18 protein-coding genes are annotated in these 20,576 nt (G+C 59.2%); 11 read left to right on the top strand and 7 right to left on the bottom strand.

What is annotated here, in order from left to right; genetic code table 11:
• Positions 1-6: 6 nt before the first annotated feature.
• The 7 genes from Q7S58_RS20265 (at position 7) to Q7S58_RS20235 (ending at position 7,856) form a co-directional block, all read left to right on the top strand.
• Positions 7-1,215 carry an LLM class flavin-dependent oxidoreductase gene (locus Q7S58_RS20265; protein WP_304830364.1) on the top strand — a complete coding sequence of 403 codons (1,209 nt, stop codon included), beginning with the start codon at positions 7-9 and terminating at the stop codon, positions 1,213-1,215.
• 82 nt (positions 1,216-1,297) lie between these two features.
• Positions 1,298-1,792: a hypothetical protein gene (locus Q7S58_RS20260; RefSeq protein ID WP_304830362.1), complete on the top strand. Its 495-nt coding sequence runs from the start codon at positions 1,298-1,300 to the stop codon at positions 1,790-1,792.
• A gap of 51 nt (positions 1,793-1,843) precedes the next feature.
• The gene (locus Q7S58_RS20255) at positions 1,844-2,821 is read left to right on the top strand and encodes a hypothetical protein (RefSeq protein ID WP_304830360.1); all 978 of its coding nucleotides are present in this window, start codon (positions 1,844-1,846) and stop codon (positions 2,819-2,821) included.
• A 39-nt stretch (positions 2,822-2,860) separates the two neighbouring features.
• Entirely contained in the window at positions 2,861-4,330 is a 1,470-nt protein-coding gene (locus Q7S58_RS20250; RefSeq protein ID WP_304830358.1) for an aldehyde dehydrogenase family protein, read from the top strand.
• Positions 4,331-4,342: 12 nt separating this feature from the next.
• Positions 4,343-5,410, top strand: a complete 1,068-nt coding sequence (locus tag Q7S58_RS20245) for a maleylacetate reductase (protein WP_370655564.1) — start codon at positions 4,343-4,345, stop codon at positions 5,408-5,410.
• A gap of 51 nt (positions 5,411-5,461) precedes the next feature.
• Entirely contained in the window at positions 5,462-6,931 is a 1,470-nt protein-coding gene (locus Q7S58_RS20240) for an amidohydrolase family protein (RefSeq protein ID WP_304830354.1), read from the top strand.
• A gap of 55 nt (positions 6,932-6,986) precedes the next feature.
• Complete coding sequence (locus Q7S58_RS20235; protein ID WP_304830352.1) at positions 6,987-7,856, top strand: intradiol ring-cleavage dioxygenase; 870 nt, start codon at positions 6,987-6,989, stop codon at positions 7,854-7,856.
• Between the two features lie 2 nt (positions 7,857-7,858).
• Here the strand turns inward: Q7S58_RS20235 and Q7S58_RS20230 are convergent, their stop codons facing one another.
• Positions 7,859-8,734, bottom strand: coding sequence for a fumarylacetoacetate hydrolase family protein (locus Q7S58_RS20230; protein ID WP_304830350.1), 876 nt, complete (start codon positions 8,732-8,734; stop codon positions 7,859-7,861).
• A gap of 17 nt (positions 8,735-8,751) precedes the next feature.
• On the bottom strand, positions 8,752-9,366 hold the full coding sequence (locus Q7S58_RS20225; RefSeq protein WP_304830347.1) for a VOC family protein: 615 nt from the start codon (positions 9,364-9,366) through the stop codon (positions 8,752-8,754).
• 222 nt (positions 9,367-9,588) lie between these two features.
• On the opposite strand from Q7S58_RS20225, the gene Q7S58_RS20220 reads away from it, so the two are divergent.
• Entirely contained in the window at positions 9,589-11,391 is a 1,803-nt protein-coding gene (locus Q7S58_RS20220; protein ID WP_304830345.1) for a radical SAM protein, read from the top strand.
• A gap of 155 nt (positions 11,392-11,546) precedes the next feature.
• Here Q7S58_RS20220 and Q7S58_RS20215 read toward each other — a convergent pair whose 3' ends face one another.
• The 3 genes from Q7S58_RS20215 to Q7S58_RS20210 form a co-directional block, all read right to left on the bottom strand.
• Positions 11,547-12,122, bottom strand: a complete 576-nt coding sequence (locus Q7S58_RS20215) for a hypothetical protein (protein ID WP_304830343.1) — start codon at positions 12,120-12,122, stop codon at positions 11,547-11,549.
• A 198-nt stretch (positions 12,123-12,320) separates the two neighbouring features.
• The gene (gene yecR / locus Q7S58_RS22355) at positions 12,321-12,521 is read right to left on the bottom strand and encodes a YecR family lipoprotein (RefSeq protein ID WP_370655563.1); all 201 of its coding nucleotides are present in this window, start codon (positions 12,519-12,521) and stop codon (positions 12,321-12,323) included.
• A gap of 480 nt (positions 12,522-13,001) precedes the next feature.
• The gene (locus Q7S58_RS20210) at positions 13,002-14,114 is read right to left on the bottom strand and encodes a cobalamin-independent methionine synthase II family protein (protein WP_304830341.1); all 1,113 of its coding nucleotides are present in this window, start codon (positions 14,112-14,114) and stop codon (positions 13,002-13,004) included.
• A 251-nt stretch (positions 14,115-14,365) separates the two neighbouring features.
• On the opposite strand from Q7S58_RS20210, the gene Q7S58_RS20205 reads away from it, so the two are divergent.
• The 3 genes from Q7S58_RS20205 to Q7S58_RS20195 all read left to right on the top strand — a co-directional run bounded on the left by Q7S58_RS20205 (position 14,366) and on the right by Q7S58_RS20195 (position 17,188).
• Positions 14,366-16,078, top strand: a complete 1,713-nt coding sequence (locus tag Q7S58_RS20205) for an amidohydrolase family protein (RefSeq protein ID WP_304830339.1) — start codon at positions 14,366-14,368, stop codon at positions 16,076-16,078.
• Positions 16,079-16,191: 113 nt separating this feature from the next.
• Positions 16,192-16,326, top strand: a complete 135-nt coding sequence (locus Q7S58_RS20200) for a hypothetical protein (protein WP_304830337.1) — start codon at positions 16,192-16,194, stop codon at positions 16,324-16,326.
• Positions 16,327-16,393: 67 nt separating this feature from the next.
• The gene (locus Q7S58_RS20195; protein ID WP_304830335.1) at positions 16,394-17,188 is read left to right on the top strand and encodes a hypothetical protein; all 795 of its coding nucleotides are present in this window, start codon (positions 16,394-16,396) and stop codon (positions 17,186-17,188) included.
• On the opposite strand, the gene Q7S58_RS20190 is transcribed toward Q7S58_RS20195, so the two are convergent.
• Complete coding sequence (locus tag Q7S58_RS20190) at positions 17,148-18,008, bottom strand: site-specific DNA-methyltransferase (protein WP_304830333.1); 861 nt, start codon at positions 18,006-18,008, stop codon at positions 17,148-17,150. The genes Q7S58_RS20195 and Q7S58_RS20190 overlap by 41 nt on opposite strands.
• A gap of 211 nt (positions 18,009-18,219) precedes the next feature.
• The gene (locus Q7S58_RS20185; protein ID WP_304830405.1) at positions 18,220-20,556 is read right to left on the bottom strand and encodes a PAS domain-containing hybrid sensor histidine kinase/response regulator; all 2,337 of its coding nucleotides are present in this window, start codon (positions 20,554-20,556) and stop codon (positions 18,220-18,222) included.
• Between the last annotated feature and the right edge of the window lie 20 nt (positions 20,557-20,576).

The following is a 20,576-nucleotide window of genomic DNA, read 5'->3' as shown; positions in this document are numbered from 1 at the left end:
CCCACGATGAAGATTGGCGGATTTTACGAGCATCAACTGCCACGTCCCTGGACCCGCGATTCGGAGCATCGACTGTTCAAAGACGCGCTCGATCATATCGAACTCGCCGACCGGCTCGGCTACGACTACGTGTGGGCCACCGAGCATCATTTTCTCGAAGAGTATGCGCATTCGTCGGCGCCCGAAATTTTTCTCGCGGCGGTGAGCCAGCGCACCAAAAATATCCGCATCGGCCACGGCATCGTGCAGATGGCGCCGCTGATCAATCATCCGGCGCGCGTCGCCGAACGGATCGCCACGCTCGATCTCGTCAGCGACGGGCGGCTCGATTTCGGCACGGGCGAGGGCGCCGCGGAAGTCGAGCTGGACGGATTCCGCATCCCGCAGAGCGAGAAACGCGCGATGTGGCTCGAGGGCCTCACCTGCGTCACGCGCATGATGGTCGAGGAGCCGTTCGCGGGCTTCGAGGGAAAATATCTGACCGCGCCGGTCCGCAACATCGTGCCGAAGCCGCTGCAACGGCCTCATCCGCCGCTCTGGCTCGCGTGCTCGCGCCGCGAAACGATCCTGCTCGCGGCGAAGCTCGGATTGGGCGCGCTGACGTTCGCATTCGTTTCGCCCGAGGAGTCGCGCCAATGGGTTCGCGACTACTACCAGACCATCGAAAACGAATGCGATCCGATCGGCTACGACGTAAATCCTGCGATCGCGATCACGTGCCCGTTCCTCTGCGATCGCGACGGCGGACGCGTGCGCGAAATGTCCGCCGAGCACCACGGCTTCTTCATGTACGGGCTCGGGCATTACGCGTTTTTCGGCAATCACGAGCCGGGCAAAACCAACCTCTGGAACGACTACAAAAATCAGCCGGCGAAAGTGACGGTGGACGATCCGCTGGCGAACGCGGGACGCTCGCAGAGCTGCGTCGGCACGCCTGACGACGTGCGCGCGTCGCTCTTAAGTTTCGAAGAGTCCGGCGTTGACCAGGTGATCTTTCTCTCGCAGGCCGGCAACATCCCGAGCGAGATGCTTGCATCGTCGATCGAACTTTTCGGCAAAACAGTGCTGCCCGAAGTTAAGGAGCGCGATCAGAAGCGCGCCAGTGAAAGGGCCGCGCTCCGCGATCGCATCGTCAACAAGGCGATGGCTCGTAAGCGCGCGCCGCAAATTCCGAAGTGGGGTAAGACCGTGGTCCGCGCCGCCGGCCATCATTAATGCGGCGCTACGCGATGCGTTCGCCCGCGTGCGCGCAGTATTAAAGGAACTATAGTTTCATCGCACTCGAACGGAGGTTTCGATGACGCAGCATCAGACGCGATTCGGATCGCTGGAGCATTTCGAGAAGGGCGGCATCCAGGTAATCAACGACGATCCGAAGAATTACGTCTTCTCCAATGTTTATGAAGTCGCGGCCAAGGCCGAGCCGTACGAGAAAATCGCGGTCGGGAAAAATCTGAAATACGTGCTGGAAGCGATTCGCGCCGAAGGCACTTCGCCGTGGTACGCCGCATCGCATGATGAAGCCGCGATAGTGATGGACGGCGAAGTCGAGATTCGTCTCGTCAAACTCGAGACCCAGCTTGTCGCCGACGATCACGAAGGCACCACGATGCTCGAAGGCAATCCCAAGGGCCGCAGGATGGGACATATCGTCGCGCGTCGAGGGCATATGGCGCTGTTGCCCAAGGGCGCCGCCTACCAATTTCACGCCGCGAAGCCCGGCGTGATCCTGCTGCAAACAATTCAGGGCGATCTCACCGTCGAGCGATGGAACGACATCTGCCAAAAATAATTGCCGCTGAGACATTTGAATCGAGGCCGGCTGGCCGCGGAGATTTCCAACATGGCTGAAACGACGAATGTGCAAAGCAAAACCAATCAGTACGGCTACCAGTCGTTTTCGCTCGGCGGATTTCGCTTCGAGCGCGATGAATATTTCGCGCAAATCAACTGGCCCGGCGGCGGCCACATCGTCCCGGTCGATAAATTCCTGCGCGCGCTGATGCGCGATGTCGCGTGGAATTTTTTCTATGGCACGGTCAACTTCGACGAGGTCTTCGGCACCACCAATCATTACGGCACCGTCGACGTGTACGCGGGTCTGTACAACGCCGGCTATCGCGCACAGAACAAGCATCACGTCGAGACTTTCAAGGGCGATCATACGCGCGCGCTGTTCCAGGCGATGCTCGAGGACTGGACCAACGCCCGCTTCGATCCATTCGCGGCGCCTGAAGAAACCGGCACTCCATTCGGCGCCAAAAATGGCGACAATATGAAGGCCGTGCGACGCCAGCGCGTCGTCGCAAAGCGCATGGTCGGTCTCAAGGACGATACCCCGCTCCGCAGTGATGACAACGGTTGTCCAGTCAATCGCCAGTTCCGGGATGTCGATCAAAGCGAGCCCGAAATTCACGCCGAGCCGGGCTTCGAGAACGAAGTGCACGCTTTCAACTTTTTTGGATATCTGTCGCGCTCGGACGTGACGTGGAATCCGTCGGTTACGGCGGCGGTGAAGGACAGTCTGCTCTGCCCGACCACCGAAGAATTCATGCTGCCGATTATCCACGGCAACGATCGCGTCGAATGGTTCGTGCAGTTGAGCGACGAGATTCACTGGGACATCCAGGATCGCGAGACCGGTGCGCCGCGCGCCCGCGCCGTCATGAAGCCGGGCGACGTCGCCGCGATGCCGGCTGACATCCGCCACCAGGGATTCTCGCCGAAGCGCGCGATGCTGCTGGTGTGGGAAAATGCCGACAGCACGCTGCCGGACCTCTATGCGCAGAAAAAGCTGAAGCCGAATCCGGTCGATTTCTGATCCTGCGGTGATCGATTTAAACGCGCGAAGCATTTGGCGATGAAATTACAGACGAGGCTTTTCATTGGCGGTGAATTCGTCGAGGCGCGGCGCGGCGGCACGATCGAAACGCTGAACCCGCACGACAACTCGAAACTGGCCGCGGTCGCAGAGGCGACCGAGCCCGACGTTGACGACGCGGTATCCGCCGCGAGCAAGGCATTCCCGGCGTGGCGCGATACCGCGGCGGCCGATCGCGGCCGGCTGATCGCAAAGCTGGCCGACGCGATCGAAGCGCATCGCGACGAGCTCGCCGAAGTCGAATCGCTCGACACCGGCCATCCGATTCGCGACACGCGCAATCTCGATCTGCCGCGCACAGTCGCCGTGTTTCGCTACTTCGGCGGCATGGCCGACAAGCTCCAGGGCAGCGTCATCCCGGTCGAGCAGGGCTTGCTGAACTACGTGGTGCGCGAGCCGCTTGGCGTGGTCGGCCAGATTGTGCCGTGGAATTTTCCGGTGATGTTCACGAGCTGGAAGATGGGACCGGCGCTCGCCGCGGGCAATTGCGTGGTGCTGAAGCCCGCCGAATTGACGCCGCTAAGCTCGCTGAAAATTGCCGAGCTGGTCCGCGAGGTCGGATTTCCAGCCGGCGTGGTGAATATCATTCCCGGTTACGGCAACGTCGCGGGACAGTACCTCGCGGCGCATCCACAGGTGCATAAGATCGCGTTCACCGGTTCGACCATGACGGGGCGCAAAATCGTCGAGGCATCGGCGGGGAATCTGAAGCGCGTGCAGCTCGAACTCGGCGGCAAAGGCGCGAATATCGTTTTCGACGACGCGGATCTGAATGCCGCGATTAACGGCAGCGCGTTTGCGATTTTCCACAATCAGGGTCAGGCCTGTATCGCGGGCTCGCGGCTGCTGCTGCATGAAAAAATCGCCGATCAATTCCTCGACGGATTTCTGAAACTCGCAGCTTCGATCAAATTGGGTAATCCGCTCGATCCCGCGACCGAGATGGGTCCGCTCACTTCGACGCAGCATCGCGATCGCGTGCTCGGCTACTGCAAAATTGCGCAAGAGCAAGGCGGCGAGATTATTCTCGGCGGAAAAGCGCCGGCTGATTCCGCACTTGCGCCCGGATGCTATGTGATGCCGACCGTGGTGCGCGCGCGTCCAACCGATCGCGTCTGCCAGGAGGAAGTCTTCGGCCCGTTCGTCGCGGTGAGCACTTTCAGGGACGACGCCGAAGTGATCGAGATCGCCAACGGCACCAGCTACGGACTCGGCGGCGGACTGTGGACCAGCAATCTGCAGCGCGCGCATCTGATTGCGCGTCACATGATCACCGGCATGGTCTGGATCAACTGCTACAAGCGATTTAATCCGGGTTCGCCGTTCGGCGGCGTGCGCGGCTCGGGCTACGGGCGCGACATGGGCTTCGAAGCCATGACGGAATACACGACGCCAAAATCGGTGTGGGTCAACGTCGATGCGAAGATTCCGCCGTTCTACGCGCGCTAGGCGGCGCCGATGATGCCGAAGTTTTTATACGAGGCGCTGCCGTGCAGGGTGATTTTCGGCGTCGGCAGTCTCGAGCGTCTGCCAGAGGAAGTCGAGCGGATTCATGCGCGGCGCGCGCTGGTGCTCTCGACGCCGGAGCAATCCGGCGAAGCGCGCTCGATCGCGGAACGGCTCGGAGAAAAATCAACCGGAGTTTTCGCGAAGGCCGCCATGCACGTGCCGATCGAAACCGCCGAATCGGCGCGCGACGAAGCGAAGCGCCTCGGCGCCGATTGCTGCGTCGCAGTCGGCGGCGGCTCGACGACCGGCCTCGCCAAGGCGATCGCGCTGGTCTCGGAACTACCGATCATCGCGATCCCGACGACCTATGCCGGCTCGGAGATGACTCCGATTTGGGGACTCACCCAAGGCGGAATCAAAAAGACCGGCCGCGATCTGCGCGTCCTGCCGCGCACCGTCATCTACGATCCGACGCTCACGCTGACGATGCCGCCGTCGCTTTCCGGCGCCAGCGGCATGAACGCGATCGCGCATTGCGTGGAAGCGCTCTACGCCGAAGATGCAAATCCGATCATCTCGCTGATGGCAGAGGAAGGCATTCGAGCACTCGCGGCCAGCCTGCCGGTAGTGGTCAAGGCGCCGCGCAATCTCGACGCTCGCGGCGCGGCGCTTTACGGGGCATGGCTGGCGGGCATGTCGCTCGGCGCGGTCGGAATGGCGTTGCATCACAAGCTTTGTCACACCGTCGGCGGCGCCTTCAATTTGCCGCACGCTGAAACTCACACCGCGATTCTGCCGCACGCGGTTGCCTACAATGCGTCCGCGGCGCCCGATGCGATTGGCAGAGTCGCGACGGCCATTGGGACATCGAGCGCCGCGCAAGGACTTTACGATCTTGCGATCGCGGTCGGCGCAAAGATGGCGCTCAAAGATTACGGCCTCAAGGAAACCGATCTCGATCGCGCGGCTGAACTGGCTATTCAGAATCCTTACTACAATCCGCGCCCGGTTACGCGCGAGGGAATTCGGCGGCTGCTCGATGACGCATATTATGGACGCCGCCCGACTGTCACTGCGTAAGAGACTGAGTATTGGAAAATGTCGCGTCGTCGAGGGGAGTGACTATCTGCAATGAGTACAGTTGCCACGGCGAGAACCAGGTCAGCCGAGATTCGAAGCCGGCTGAATCATCCCATCATTGATTCGGACGGTCACACCGCGGAGTTTGAGCCCGCAGTCTTCGAATATCTTCGCGAGATTGCCGGCCCCAAGGCGGTGGAGCGCGTCAAGACCTTTCCGGCGGGGCCGTTTTCGTATCGATGGCATCGGCTGTCATGGGATCAGCGCCGCGACGAGCGCGTCACCCGGCCACATTGGTGGGTGCATCCGACGAAAAACACCCTCGATCGCGCGACCAGCTCGTTGCCGCGGCTGCTGCACGAGCGCCTCGACGAAATGGGCCTCGATTTCACCGTGATTTACCCGAGCATGGGGCTATTCGGCCTGCATGTCGGCGACGACGAACTGCGCCTCGGGCTATGCCGCGCGTTTAACAAGTTGAATGCCGATATATACAGCGAATACTCAGATCGGATGACGCCAGTAGCTATTATCCCGATGCATAGTCCGCGCGAAGCAATCGAGGAACTGGACTATGCAGTTGGTAAACTCGGAATGAAGGCGATCGTGATGGCAAGCTTTGCGCGCCGCCCGATTCCGGCGGTCGAGCGGACCTCGCCCGAGATGTCGCGCTATGCGTACTGGCTCGACACGTTCGCGATGGACAGCGACTACGATTACGATCCGGTGTGGGCGAAGTGCGTCGAACTGAAGGTCTGCCCGAGTTTTCATTCGCCGACGGCCGGGATCGGATTCCGCAACTCGATTTCGAATTTCGTGTTCAATCATATCGGTCATTTCGCGCAATCGGCCGACGCCATCTGCAAGTCGCTTTTTCTGGGCGGCGTCACGCGCCGCTTTCCGGAACTTCGCTTTTCATTTCAGGAGGGCGGAGTCGCATGGGCCGCCACCCTCTATGCCGACCTGATTTCGCATTGGGAAAAGCACAGCCCCAGCGTGCTGGACAAATTCGACCCCGCGCAAATCGATCACGAGCTGATGCGCGAGCTATTTCTGAAATACGGTGCGCGATATGGCGAGTTGAAGAACCATCCTGAAGCCGAGCGTTCGGGCCTGCTCTGGGGATCGCCAGAAGAGAAAACTGAGGATCGTGACGAGTGGGCGCGCTGCGGTATCACGAAGCGGGAGGACATCCGCGATTTGTTCGTGCCGAAATTCTACTTCGGATGCGAAGGCGACGATCGTCTGACGTCGCTGGCCTTCGACAGCCGGAAGCTGCCGTTCCACTCGCGCCTGAATGTACTCTACAGCTCGGATCTCGGGCACTTCGACTTGCCTGACATGAGAGATGCGGCCGCGGAGGCGTACGAATTGGTGGAAAAAGAACTGATCACGGACGACGATTTCCGCGATTTCGTATTCAGCAATCCGGTCCACTTCTTCACGGCGCTAAACCCCGATTTCTTCAAAGGCACTCGCGTCGAAGGAGCAGCGAACAAGCTAATCGGATCGGAGCACTAGCTATTGGTATGTACTTGCGCAACGCCTGATACGTTGCCAGAAAAAGGGTGTGACTATGCGGAATCTGACTGAACAGAGTATTTCAGATGCGGTCCGGGAACGATTCGCGGAGTGCCCCGATCCGCGCCTGAATCAATTGTTCGATTCCCTCATCCGTCATCTGCATGAATTCGCACGCGAGGTACGGCTCACGCCCGAGGAATGGATGGCCGGCATCAATTTCCTCACCGCCGCGGGACACATCACAAACGAAAAGCGCCAGGAATTTATCCTGCTGTCCGACACGTTGGGGCTCAGTGCGCTGGTCGATATTCTTCAAAATGGCGACAAACCCGAGCAGATTACCGAATCGAGTTTGCTGGGTCCGTTCTTCCGCGAGGGCGCGCCGGAGATGCCGTTCGACGCAGATATCGCCGGTCCGGTCGAGGGAAAACGCGTAGTTCTGCACGGACGCGTGACCTCGATCTATGGACAACCGGTGGCCGATGCGATGCTCGACGTATGGCAGGCGGCGCCAAACGGTTTGTACGATCTGCAGGACGAGAATCAGCCGGAGATGAATCTGCGGGCGCGCTTTCGCACCGATTCAGAGGGCAGGTACCGGTTTCGCTCGATCAAGCCGGCGAGCTACCCGGTGCCGACCGACGGTCCAGTCGGCCAGATGCTGAATGCAGTCGGCCGGCATCCCTTCCGCCCGGCTCATATCCATTTTCTAATTACCGCGCCTGACTATGAGACATTGACTACTGCGCTGTATATCGACGGCGACGAATACCTCGACTCGGATGCGGTCTTCGGATCGAGAAAGTCACTAGTCGTTGGCTATAGCCAGTTGGACCAAGGCAACGACCGAATGAGCAATGATCGCGACTCGAAAATTGACTCGATCAAGTTCGATTTCGTACTGAATCCGAAACGCAAATAGCTTCAGATCAGGTCGGTACTCGCCGGTTCGTCGATCACGCGATTCTCGAGCTTGCCGATTTTCTCGATCTCGATTCGCACCACGTCGCCGGCCTTCAACCACTTCGGCGGATTCATCACCGCCGCGACGCCGCCGGGCGTGCCGGTCGATACGATCGTCCCCGGCATCAGCGTGAACACCGTCGAAAGCGTCTCGACCTGCGCGAAGCAGTCGAAAATCAGGTTCGACGTATTCGAATGCTGACGCTCTTCGTCGTTGACGAAAGTGCGCAGATCAAGCTTGTGCGGATCGCCGATTTCGTCGGGCGTCACGATCCACGGACCGATCGGCCCGTGCGTGTCGAACGATTTACCGAGCGTCATCGTCTGCGCGCGGCGCTGCCAGTCGCGCACGCTGACGTCATTGACGATGAAATAGCCCGCGATCACTTCATGCGCGCGATCGCGCGGCACGTGGCGGCATCGCCGGCCGATCACAAAACCGAGTTCGCCCTCGTAGTCGAGCCAGGTCGAGACGCGCGGCAGATGAATCGGATCGCCGGGGCCGGTGACGCAGCTCGATTGCTTGTTGAAGAACATCGGGAACTCAGGCTTCTTCATTTTGGTTTCGGCGACGTGATCCGCGTAGTTGAGCCCGATCGCCAGAAATTCCGGCGGCCGCTGGATGGGCGCCTCGAGCTTCACGCTCGCGAGCGCAATCCGCTTGGCCGAATCCTTGGCAGCGTTGCGCGCGCGATCGAGCGCCGGCGCGCCAGCGGTCAGGAACGCGATCATTTCGCGCGGCAACTCGGGCGCTGCCGCTGCGAGGTCCACGATCGAATCGTCGATCACGACGCCGATGCGCGTGAATCTATCCTGTTTGAAAGTCGCGAGTTTCATCGTTCCTCAATTGCTGGCTACGGTTGCTGCGTCATCCCGGTCAGCCGCCGCAGCGTTTCCGGGTCGAGCCCCTTCGATGCGTCGTACCTGATCAGTTCGGCTTCGGGCACGCCTTCGTGATACTTGCGCGCGAGTTCATCCGCATCGAAATTCACCCCGATCGGATTTTTTTTGAAATCGCCGCTGCGAAAGAAGCCCTTCAGCTTTTCGACGCTCTCGAAATTGTCGATCTGCAATTCGACCCGATTGCCGTCCGGGTCGCGATAGTACATCGAGGTCGTAGGCCCGTGATTGATCGTTACCACCGGCGTGATGCCAGCCTTTTTCAGCCGCTCGTAGGTGAAAACCAGATCGCCGAGGTTCGCATACGTGTACGCCAGATGATCGAGGCCCACCGAGCGCCGATCGCGATCGACCAGCCCCGGGACGCCTGCAATCGCCAGCCGATGATGCTCGTCGTCGTAGGTCATGAACGCGATCGTGCCGGTGGACATCACCACCTCGGCCTCGAGCACCGTGGTATAGAAATGGACCATCTCCTTGAACTTGTTGGTGCGCAGCACCGCATGCGCAAACTTTACGGGCGCGACGCGCTTGCCACGGACGCTTTCATTGCCTGATTCCGTTGACATCGCAGGTTCCTCCCTGGCTGACATTTTCAGTCACGCTTCGATTGAACCACACCAACATAGCCCTTCTTATCGCAATGATTCCATCGTTCGACAATGGCTGTGCTCGTCAATGGGTGGGCGTCTTCACCTATCCTTGGGCGCGCATAACTATTAGGCTGAACCCTCACGCGCGCTGGAATTTCCGATGAGGCGCGGCGCAATCGAGCGATCGACGGAGCGGGCATGGAACGGGTTGAGCAGCCTAAGCGCACAAAATTCCTGGTCGAACTGATCAAGCCCTCGCACTACGACGACGACGGCTACGTCATCCAATGGTGGCGCGGCTTCATCCCGTCGAACTCCTTGTCGAGCATCTACGGCCTTGCGCTCGATTCGCGCAATCGCCGCGTGCTCGGCGACGACGTCGATATCGAGATTCAGGCGCACGACGAAACCAACACCAAAGTCCCGGTCCGCGAGATAATCCGCCGCTTCGCCCGCAACGATAATCGCGGGCTGGTGCTGATCGTCGGCGTGCAGACTAATCAGTTCGCGCGCGCGGTGGATATTGCGCGCGAGCTTCGCGCGGCGAACCTCGACGTCGCGATCGGCGGGTTCCACGTCAGCGGATGCCTCGCGATGCTGCCCGAGTTGCCGCAGGATCTGAAAGACGCGCAGGCCGCCGGGATCACGCTGTTTGCGGGCGAAGCCGAAGAGCGCCTCGACGATCTGCTGAAGTCCGCGTTCGAGCGGCGACTGCTGCCGCTCTACAATTTCATGAAAAACCTGCCCGCGGTCAGCGGCACGCCGCTGCCGTTCCTGCCGCTGAAATACGTCAAGCGCTATGCCGGCGCGATCGGATGCTTCGACGCCGGCCGCGGATGCCCGTTCAGTTGCAGCTTCTGCACTATCATCAACGTGCAGGGGCGCAAGTCGCGTTACCGCACCGCCGACGACATCGAGCATCTGATACGCGCGCACGCGGCGCAGGGCGTTCGCAGCTTCTTCATCACCGACGATAATTTTGCGCGCAACAAAAACTGGGAGCCGATTCTCGATCGCATTATCGAGCTGCGCCGCCGCGACCATCTGCGCCTCAACATCATCATGCAGGTGGATACGCTGTGTCACAAAATTCCGAAATTCATCGAGAAAGCCGCGCGCGCCGGATGCAAAAAAGTTTTCATCGGGCTCGAAAATATCAATCCCGAGAGCCTGAAGGGCGCGTCGAAGGGCCAAAATCAGATCACCGAGTACCGCAAGATGCTGCAGGCGTGGAAAAAAGCCAAGGTGCTGACCTACGCCGGATACATCCTGGGATTTCCGTCCGACACGCCGGAGAGCATCGCGCGCGACATCCAGATAATCCAGCGCGAGCTGCCGATCGACATCATGGAATTTTTCATGCTGACGCCGCTGCCCGGCTCGAAGGATCATCTGGATATGTATCTGCGCGGCGAGCGGATGGAGACCGACACCAACAAGTACGACGCCGAGCACGCAACCGCAGACCATCCGCGGATGACCGCGGCGGAATGGGAGGACATCTACCAGCGCGCGTGGCATCTCTACTATACGCCCGAGCATATCGTGACGCTGATCAAGCGGGCCGTCGCGAGCGGAATCCGCACCAGCCGAATCGCGTCGATGATTTTCTACTTCTATGCGAGTCACAAATACGAGCACGTGCATCCGCTGCAGGGCGGGATCATCCGGCGCAAACGCCGCACCCAGCGGCGTCCCGGCTATCCGCGTGAAAATGTTTTCAGCTTTGCGCTACGGCGTACGCGCGAGATGCTATCGACCTACGGACCAGGGCTAATGTTTTTCTGGCAGCTAGAACGATTGCGCCGCAAGATCGAAAAAGATCCCGCGTCGAAGAGCTACACCGATCTCGCGCTGACGCCAGTCAACGATCACGAGTTCGCCGACGATCTCGAGCTATATCACGCGACCGATTCCGCGCGCCGCGCCGCCGAGCTAGCGCAATCGCAAGAGGCAACTCGCAAGCTACGCCTCGCCCGCACCGCCTTCGCGGCGGAGTGATCGGGGAGAGAAGTAAGAAAGACAGGATCCCCTGAAACCTCTAAGAGGTTTCAGACTTCCCGCAGTGACAATAGGATGCGCGCTCTGCGCTGTTAGTAGGAGAATGGCGATAAAACTCCCCTCTCGGAGACAGCCCTGCGCGAGAGGCTATCTTGTCATCTTGAAGTACAGGTGGTGGTAACGCCAAAAGTGGTACACCGAGTCACTATCGAACTTGAGTTTGCTGCCGATGCAGCTCCTGCGGCCGCGGCGAATACGATGATGCCCACCACCAAAGTTATTAGTACAATCTTTCCAACTAGTTTGATTGTTTCGCCCTTGTGTTCGTAATCTTGCGCTTCGGGCAAAGTCTTAAAAAACGCTGAATCAGTTCCGGTTCGAGAGACCATGTAGCCTAGCGTGATTCCTTCTTGCTGAACCCAGGCAAGCCGAGCATCGTCGGTTCGTATTACCTGATAGGTTCCGTCCGGAAGAACGGTGCTACCAAGGATTTGTCCCGTCAAATTTTGGCAATCGGAATCCATACAGGTCAGATCTGATGACCCTCCGGAATCTGTGTAAATGATCATCCTCCGTGGATTCGTGCGGTTCGGATAAAAATCAACCTTTGCATGTGGTAACACTGCTTCATCATGCGCGGGTGAGGTTGGGGTCTCGTCGAGATGAGCAAATTGCGGACGTTGTGCGGCGCATGACATCGCGAGAGTGCAGCTCAGTACGCAACCAGCCATGTTGGCGAACGTTCTCCGCATGGTTTTTCCTGCCGCTTTGTCCGGGAAAAAATGCCAACCTAACTGGGAACGACCAGAGAGCTTGTGCCGGCCTTGGCTGAGTGGTCCCCAATTCACCACACAGCGCAGCCGTTCTTTACCTAGCGAAAGATTACTTTTACGCGAGATACGCCTTTTTAGACGCGCCCTTCGAAGATGTTAAGATGCACGCGCTCCGGTAGGGGAACCCAAGCACTGGTACTTGCGCGTCACTCTGTACGCCATACAGCCATAGCCGCTTATTGCTGTACATGTTTGAAGCCCAGATCCGAACGGCTTGGATCCAGAGTATCCCCACTCAGAGCATGTAGAACTGGCGAGTTTAACCCCCTGCTCTTCGTCGACTGTAGGTCGTTGCATCCCACCGTACTCATAAGAAAGTTCAACTGTGCCATCCGCGACTTCCACCAGTCGAACTCCACTCCTTACTGACTGCGCAACTCGTGATATTCATCAAGGCCGTTAGAGCCGCAAGAAATATTGCTATTCGACGATTCATTTGGATCACCCAAAAGCTCTCTGTTCGAAAGGAAGGTGCCGGAAAACCTTTTCTGTAAGCAGCCAGGACCCAGGACACCGTGAGTGAACAAGAGTTGGCGTCTAAAAGCAAGCGGAATCAGGAAGAAGAGTACTGCGAGGCTTTTAAACCTTCGCTGGATCTAGCCTCCAACCTCGCCGGCCATCCATCGCTAAGTTCACAGAACCGACAATTTTCTACTTCTAACGGCGCGGAGCGCGCATCCCCGTCACAACGGGAAGCCCCCCTTCGACAGAGCCTCAGGGTAAACTCCACCTGCGGGAGGTTTCGGCCTCCGGAGGATTTGTCTGCCCTGAGCCTCGTCACCGCCAGACTTGGTGCGCCACTTCCGCGACCAGCTTCAGCTTTGATTCCTGCACTGATTCGGCGATCGGATTGCCTTCCCACACCGTGCCGAAACCGCATTGCGTCGAAAGCGCCATCCGCTCGAGCGGACAGTAGCGGCTCGCTTCCTTGATTCGCGCGATCAGTTCGTCCGCCGATTCCAGTTGCGCGCGCTTCGTCGAGACTAGTCCGAGCACGACGCCCATGTCCGACGGTACTTCGCCGAGCGGCTCGAACGATCCCGAGCGCCAGTCGTCGTACTCGAGCAGCAGGCTCGAAAAATTGCGCGCACGCTTGAAGAGTTGCTTTGCGATCGAGTCGTAGCCGCCTTCGCCGACGTAGTAGCCCTTGTTGTTGCCGCGGCACAGATGCAGCGCGAAGTTCACGCCGGGAACATCGGCGACCGAATTTATGATGTCGATGCCTTCGGTTAGCAGCCGCTCGGGATCCATCCCGCGATCGGCGAAATCCTGTTTGCGGCGATCGGGATCGCAGAGCATCCCAAGCTCGGGCGCGTCGATCTGGATGTACTCGCATCCGAGCGCGGCCAACTCGCGCGCTTCCTGGCGCATGATGTCGGCGGCGTCGATGAACAGGCCGAACGGATCGGGATAGGCGTCGCGCGAATAATCCGGCGACCATCGGAGCGTCATCATCAGCGGACTCGGCAGCGTAACCTTGAGCGGTTTCTTGGCGCGACCGCGCGCGTAAGCAAATTCCTCGTTGGTGAGCGAGCGCGTGCGATGGATTTTTTCGACGACCGCGTACTGAACCTGGATGTTGGTCTCCTCGCCCTTTACGTTTTTTTCATGGGGCTTTCGCCAGACGCGCGTGAACGCCGGGATTTCCTTGACGCCGGTGATCACGTCGGTGAGCGGCGCGATGAAATGCGTGCGGCGCATCTCGCCGTCGGTGACGACGTCCACGCCGCATCGCTCCTGCAGCGCGATCATTTCGTCCACCGCACGATCCTCGATTTGCTTGAACGCGCGCGTGCTGATGTTTTTGGCTTCCCATCGCTTGCGCGCATCTTTGAGATATTGCGGCCGCAGCATCGAGCCGATCACTTCCGCGCGGTAGAGATTCTTCATGGCGCCAATTCTCCGAAATCCGGCTGACTGTTTAGGTGATTTTGGTCTTTCATTTTACGTGGCCGAGCCGCCTTACGCTTGACATTTTGAAGGTCCGATTAATAGCGTCAAGATGCGCAGGTGAGCGCTTTCGCCATTACCGACGCATCGTCAATTCTGCGGGCATTTAGCACCCCCAGCCCAGCGCGCATGGTAACGGCCGATCGCGGTCCAGTGATAATCTAACGGCTCGAGCTGGAACGGAGGATGGCATGGCAGAATTCGATATCGTGATAAAAAATGGAATGGTGATAGACGGCACCCGCGCCCCGCGTTTTCGCGGCGATATCGGGATCAAGCACGGCCGGGTCGCCAAAATCGGACGTATCCAACCCCACGAAGGCAAGCGGCTCGTCGATGCCAGCGGCTCGATCGTCGCGCCTGGATTTATCGATCTGCACACTCACTACGATGCGCAGATTTTCTGGGATCCCTATCTCACGATCTCCGGCTATCACGGAATCACTTCAGTCGTGATCGGAAACTGCGGCTTCGGCTTCGCCCCGGTGCATCCCAAGGAAGCTGAGCGAGCGATGCTAACGATGGTTCGCACCGAAGCGATTCCCCTGCGCTCGATGCAGGCTGCGATGCCGTTCGATTGGGAGAGCTATCCCCAGTTCCTCGACAAGCTCGACAACATCCCCAAGGGAATCAACCTGCTGCCGTACGTGCCGATGAATCCGCTGCTCGGCTACGTGATGGGTATCGACGAATCGAAGACTGGCCGGATGCCGACCGACGACGAACATAAGCAGATGCGGCAGATCCTGAATGAAGCGATGGATGCCGGCGCGTGCGGATGGTCGGCGCAGCGGTTGAAGCCCGATGGTCCTAGCTCGGTGCAGCGCGATTACGATGGCGCGCCGATGAATACCGACGTAATGCACGACGAGACGTGCTTCGAGATGGCCAAGGTGCTCGGCGATCGCGGCGAAGGCTTCCAGGAACTGACGCTCGCGAGCTGGGATCCGAAGGCCGACGCGGCGCATTTCGAGAAGCTCGCGGAAATCAGCGGACGTCCTATCATGTTCGAGGCGGTCGCCGCCAACGATCGCTTCCCGCATCGGCATCGCAACACGCTCCGATGGCTCGAGCGATGCCGTGAGCGCGGGCTGCCAGTTTATGGACAGGGCGTGACCACCGATGCCGGCCTGACGTTTACCTTCGAGGACTGGAACCTGTTCGACGATTCGGATGCATGGCGCGAAGCCACCACCGGTTCGGTTGCAGACCGCACGGAGAAGCTGGGCGATCCGCGCCGTCGCGCCGCACTGAAAGCGCAGATGCCGCGTGAGAGCCTGATCGTGAACTTCTTCGAAGAGATCGTCATCACGCAGGTCGAACGTCCCGAGAACAAGCGGTTCGAAGGCATGACGCTGCGGCTCGCGATGCTCGAAACGAAGAAAGACGCGGTCGACACGATGCTCGATCTCGCGGTGTCGGAGAATCTCAAGACTGAATTTTTCGCGCCTGGCACCAACTCGCACGACTCGGCGGGCATGAAGGAATTGATCGATTATCCTTACCTGACGTTTGGCGTGTCGGACGGCGGCGCGCACACCAAGTTCCTGACCGCGGGCCGCTTCCCGACCGAAGGTATCATCAATTTTGCGCGCGACCAGAAATGGATTTCGCTCGAGGATATCCACTGGCGCCTGTCGGGACTGCCGGCGTTCTGCGCGGGCTTCAAGGATCGCGGATTTCTGCGCGAAGGCGCTCCCGCCGACATCGTGATCTACGATCTCCAGAAGTTGGCGGTGCAGCCGGTTGAAATTGTCCACGACTTGCCGGGCGACGAGTGGCGGCGAATCCAGCGCGCCGAAGGCTATCGATACGTAATCGTGAACGGCGCGGTCACGTGGGAAAACGATCAGTTCACAGGCGCGCATCCGGGCAAGGTGTTGCGTCACGGCGTAAGCGCGTAATCTAGCGAAACAAGCAAGGCGTCACGGATCGGCGACAGCGCACGATCCGTGACGCCTAATTCCCTACCCGCCCATCATCGATCACTCTAAACTCGCGGCTTGTACATGCGCTCATGGCGCAGGAAGCCGAGCGCCTGCCGGTCAAGCGCATCGGGCGTGCCGAAGACATCGCGGATGCGGTGCTATTCCTGATGAAGAACGGCTTCGTCACGGGCATCACGCTGACCTCGACGGCGGCCGCCTGTTGATCTAGGGTCCTTACTCAATTGGGCCAGTAGGCAAGTGCCGCGAGTTAAACGACGGCAAGTGGGGAGGATGGATGCAAAAGATCGCGCGGTGCGAATCCGGGAGCTTGCCGCCGCCCTCGGTGGGCTTAGCACTTACCAGATCGAGTGGCTCGAAGGCGTTGTTAACCAGTTCAAGCTGAAGCCAGCTCTTTGGCGCGATCCGAAGTCAGAACTTGTAACAGATTGTGTGTCGGAGATGTTCGGAGATGTTCTGCAGATTCACCACTGTTTTTCGCGTGAGCCGCTTTCAAAGGACCGTTTCGAATACGCGCTCGAGCGCGTGCTCAACCATTGCGGCGTACCAGCTCAACTGGCTTCAAAGGGCAACCCCGGGCATGACATCACCATTGCGGGCGAACGGTTCAGCCTGAAGACGCAGGCCGATCGAAGCATTAAAGCGGATTTTTTGCACATCTCGAAATTCATGGAGTTGGGAAAAGGCCAATGGAATAAGGCTCAGAAGGACTTGCTGGACCTTCGAGATCAGTTTTTTAAACACATGAATGGCTATGACCGAATCCTTCAACTCCGCCGGATCACGGACACCGAGACACTTCAGAACTATGAACTCGTCGAAATCCCCAAAGATTTGCTTCTCAAGGCCAAGGAAGGAACTCTCCGGATGATGCACAGCAGCACTCAGCGTCCCAAACCGGGAACCTGCACGGTCGCCGGGAATGACCGCCGCTTATTCGAGCTGTACTTTGATGGGGGAACCGAAAGAAAATTGCAGATTCGACACTTGGACAAACGAGATTGCCACGTGCACGCAGCTTGGGGAATTAAGCGGATCCCAGCGACGATCGTCGAGAAAACAACGTAGTTTGGACAGCAGCCGATGCGATTCTCTTCCTGGCAATCTCTGCGTACTCGGGTTTAAGTTCGATGCCGACGCAGCCGCGTCCCAGTTCCCGTGCCACCACACCTACCGTGCCGGCACCGAAGAACGGATCAATGATCTTACTTCCCTCTGCACTCCCAGCCACCATGCACAGTTTTACCAGGGACGGTGGAAACATCGCGAAATGAGCCTCCTTCGAAGCCTCGGTATTGATTGACCAAACAGTTCGCCGATTTCTTAGCTGGCCTCGCGTCGTCGTCGGTTCTTTGCTGCCCTCGGAGTCGTAAAAGTAATCTTCGTTCTTTGAAAGCAAAAACACATATTCGTGCGATCGTGTCGGCCGATCCTTTACACTTTCCGGCTGGCAGTTCGGCTTGTACCAGATGACGTCCGACCGCAGATACCAGCCATCGGCTTGTAGAGCCAGCGCTATTCGCCACGGGATTCCGATGAGTTCTTTGTCTTTTAACCCAGTCGGATTTGGCGGCCGGTAATTCATCCCGCGTGCGGGATTCTTCTTGTCTGGATCGCGCCAGCCGCGGTTCCCGCTGGTGTAAGAGTCGCCAATGTTGAGCCAGAGGGTTCCGTCGTCGCGAAGCACTCGTCTGACTTCGCGAAAAATCGCTACCAAATCGCCCAAGTATCGTTCCAGCGTCGGCTCCGCTCCGATTTGGCCCTCGATTCCGTAGTCACGCAAGCCCCAGTACGGCGGGCTCGTAACGCAACATTGAAAGGTTCTCTCCGGAAAGGAAGTCAATACCTTTCGCGAGTCGCCGACAATAATCTCGACGTCAGTTGGCACCAAATTTCTCTCTCGATTGTTTTTCGACAGGCCACCCGTCACGTTTGCACTCGAAACCGTGTCGCACAAGCCTCCGCTCAAAGGGCTTCCACAAAGAGCTTGTTCTCCAAATTCCCACCGAATTCGGCACGAGGCCGGACTCGGCGCTCCCGACCCTTAATCTTGCGCCTTTCGATCTCCAGCCTCCTATAGGTCCAGAACCCAGGGTGCGTTAGGCGGCCAGGTCGGGCTTGGGCGCGGCGGGATTGGCGGGAGTGCTGGCGCCCGCGTCGAGCTTGATCGCAGTCGCGATCGAATCGAGCAGAGTCGATTTCTTGACCGGCTTGCTGACGTGGAAATCGAAGCCGGCTTCCTTCGCGCGGCGGACATCTTCTTCGAGGGCCGACGCTGTCAGCGCGATAATCGGTGTGCGACCTCGCCAATGGTCGTGCTCCCAAGCCCGAATTTTTCGGACCGCGCTGTAGCCGTCGAGGATGGGCATCTGAATGTCCATCAGCACGACGTCGTATTGCTCGCTTATGAAGCGATCGAGCGCCATCTGCCCGTTCTCCACTTCATCGATCAGGTAGGGACTCTTCTTCAGGTAGGCGCCTATCAGCAGCCGGTTGTCCTGTGAGTCGTCAGCCAGCAGAAGTCTCAGCGGCCGATCGACCACGTTCGACGCGGCAACTGGCGCCGTCGCCACCTCGATCGGAGGTTCATTCGGGGCGCCGACATGACGCGCTTCGGCGATAGCGGCATAGAGTTCCCTGCATTTTATTGGTTTGGCGATGAAGCGGCTCAGATTCATCGCGCGCAGTTCAGCAATCCTTGCGCTGAGCCCGGGGAGACTTAGCATCATCACGATCGCGGCGTCCGGATAGAGGCTTTGCGCGCGGCGAATCAGTTTCAGGCTGTCAATCGAGGTCATGCGCGACGCGATCAGTATCAGGTCCAGGCGCGAACCCGCGTTGCTGTGGGTATCAAGCGCCTCGAACGCGGACGCGCCGCACGACTCCTCGACGACAATCGCGCCCGCCGCATCGAGCATCTCGGCGATCACACTTCGCGTGGACGCATGATCGTCGGCGATGAGTACGCGGATTCCGCGGGCCATTGGATCTGGCATCGGTTCGAGGGCGAGGGTCGGCGTTTCGGGGGCTGGCAAATTCGCCGTGAAGTGGAAGTCAGAGCCCTGCCCTACTTTGCTTTCGACCCAGACCTCGCCACCCATCAATTTAACCAGCCGCTTGGCGATCGCGAGACCGAGTCCGCTGCCGCCGTATTTGCGGGTGGTCGAGGTATCGGCCTGGGTAAAGGACGAGAAGACCGCTGCGAGTTTGTCCGGGGCAATTCCGATTCCGGTATCGCGGACCGAAAAAAGCAGGTTGCCCGGAATCGATGGATCGAAGTTGCGCTCGACGCTCACGACAATTTCGCCGTGCTCGGTGAACTTGATCGCGTTGCCGATCAGGTTGGTGAGAACCTGGCGCAGGCGGAGCGTGTCGCCGATCGCGATTGCGTCAAGGTTGGGAGCAAACCGCACCACCAGCTCGAGTTGTTTCTCGTGCGCTCGCACGGCGAGCATCTCCGCGGCCCGCTCGACCAGGTCGATGAGATCGAATTCTGTCGCTTCGAGGCTTAAGCGCCCGCTCTCGACCCGCGCGAGATCGAGGATGCCGTTGATCAGTTCGAGCAGCGCGTCGCCGTTGCTGACGACGGTATCGAGATAGCGGCGCTGCTCTGGATTGAGATCGCTCTCGCCGAGCAAGTCGGCCATCCCGAGGATCACATTCATCGGGGTGCGAATCTCGTGCGACATGCTGGAGAGGAATTCCGACTTCGCCTGGGAGGCGGCCAGCGCTGCCAGGCGCGCGTTCTCGAGGTCGGTGACGTCGCGAATCACCGAGATTGCGCACCGCTGCCCGCCGATCTGCACCGTCGCGGCGGAAAAGAGCGCCCGCATCGGCTGGCTGCCGAGGCCGAGCAGCGTCACGTCGCGATTGTGGAGCACGCCGCATTGCCGCAGTTCGAGCTGCAACGCATCTCTGAGCTCGGGGTCCGCCCAAGTCACGATTTCCGCGTACCGATGCCCCACCAACTGCGCGCGCGAGCGCCCGGTGCTGGCGACGAACTGATCATTGGCCTCGACGATCGTCTCGCGATCGAGATTGCTCACCGCGATCAGGTCGAGGCTCGATTCGAAAATGCGCCGGAACTTTTCTTCGCTCTCTTCGAGCTTTTGTTGCGAATGCTCGAGATCCGTGATGTCCCGTGCGCTGGATAGTACCGAGAGCCTGCCATGGATCTTCAGCACCGAGGCCGACACCAGGCATGAGCGCACTTCACCATCCTTGCCGCGAAGCCTTATTTTCATGTTGCGGATCGGCTCGCGCGCCTGAATCTTGCGGGCAAATTCGTCGCTGGTCTCGAGGTCGGCCCAGAGACCTAGTGGCCTGTAACAGTGACATTGGTATCGGGTTAGTGTATCGTAAGGGATGCTTGATGGAGAGCTTGGATTGGCCCCGAGGGAGCGCAAGGAACTGAGGGATAGAGTGCGCTCGCGCACCCTGCCAGCCGAGGATGTGC

Source organism: Candidatus Binatus sp., from assembly GCF_030646925.1.
Classification (GTDB): domain Bacteria; phylum Desulfobacterota; class Binatia; order Binatales; family Binataceae; genus Binatus.
Note: the sequence above shows the minus strand (reverse complement) of the source record. Positions and strands in the feature narration are given on the sequence as shown.

Coding starts and splice junctions, on each gene's coding strand:
- Q7S58_RS20220 (WP_304830345.1), top strand. CDS start 9,589: ATGGAACGGGTTGAGCAGCCTAAGCGCACAAAATTCCTGGTCGAACTG.
- Q7S58_RS20210 (WP_304830341.1), bottom strand. CDS start 14,114: ATGAAGAATCTCTACCGCGCGGAAGTGATCGGCTCGATGCTGCGGCCG.
- Q7S58_RS20215 (WP_304830343.1), bottom strand. CDS start 12,122: ATGGCTGGTTGCGTACTGAGCTGCACTCTCGCGATGTCATGCGCCGCA.
- Q7S58_RS20225 (WP_304830347.1), bottom strand. CDS start 9,366: ATGTCAACGGAATCAGGCAATGAAAGCGTCCGTGGCAAGCGCGTCGCG.
- Q7S58_RS20230 (WP_304830350.1), bottom strand. CDS start 8,734: ATGAAACTCGCGACTTTCAAACAGGATAGATTCACGCGCATCGGCGTC.
- yecR (WP_370655563.1), bottom strand. CDS start 12,521: ATGCAACGACCTACAGTCGACGAAGAGCAGGGGGTTAAACTCGCCAGT.
- Q7S58_RS20205 (WP_304830339.1), top strand. CDS start 14,366: ATGGCAGAATTCGATATCGTGATAAAAAATGGAATGGTGATAGACGGC.
- Q7S58_RS20245 (WP_370655564.1), top strand. CDS start 4,343: ATGCCGAAGTTTTTATACGAGGCGCTGCCGTGCAGGGTGATTTTCGGC.
- Q7S58_RS20255 (WP_304830360.1), top strand. CDS start 1,844: ATGGCTGAAACGACGAATGTGCAAAGCAAAACCAATCAGTACGGCTAC.
- Q7S58_RS20265 (WP_304830364.1), top strand. CDS start 7: ATGAAGATTGGCGGATTTTACGAGCATCAACTGCCACGTCCCTGGACC.
- Q7S58_RS20195 (WP_304830335.1), top strand. CDS start 16,394: ATGGATGCAAAAGATCGCGCGGTGCGAATCCGGGAGCTTGCCGCCGCC.
- Q7S58_RS20200 (WP_304830337.1), top strand. CDS start 16,192: ATGGCGCAGGAAGCCGAGCGCCTGCCGGTCAAGCGCATCGGGCGTGCC.
- Q7S58_RS20240 (WP_304830354.1), top strand. CDS start 5,462: ATGAGTACAGTTGCCACGGCGAGAACCAGGTCAGCCGAGATTCGAAGC.
- Q7S58_RS20260 (WP_304830362.1), top strand. CDS start 1,298: ATGACGCAGCATCAGACGCGATTCGGATCGCTGGAGCATTTCGAGAAG.
- Q7S58_RS20250 (WP_304830358.1), top strand. CDS start 2,861: ATGAAATTACAGACGAGGCTTTTCATTGGCGGTGAATTCGTCGAGGCG.
- Q7S58_RS20235 (WP_304830352.1), top strand. CDS start 6,987: ATGCGGAATCTGACTGAACAGAGTATTTCAGATGCGGTCCGGGAACGA.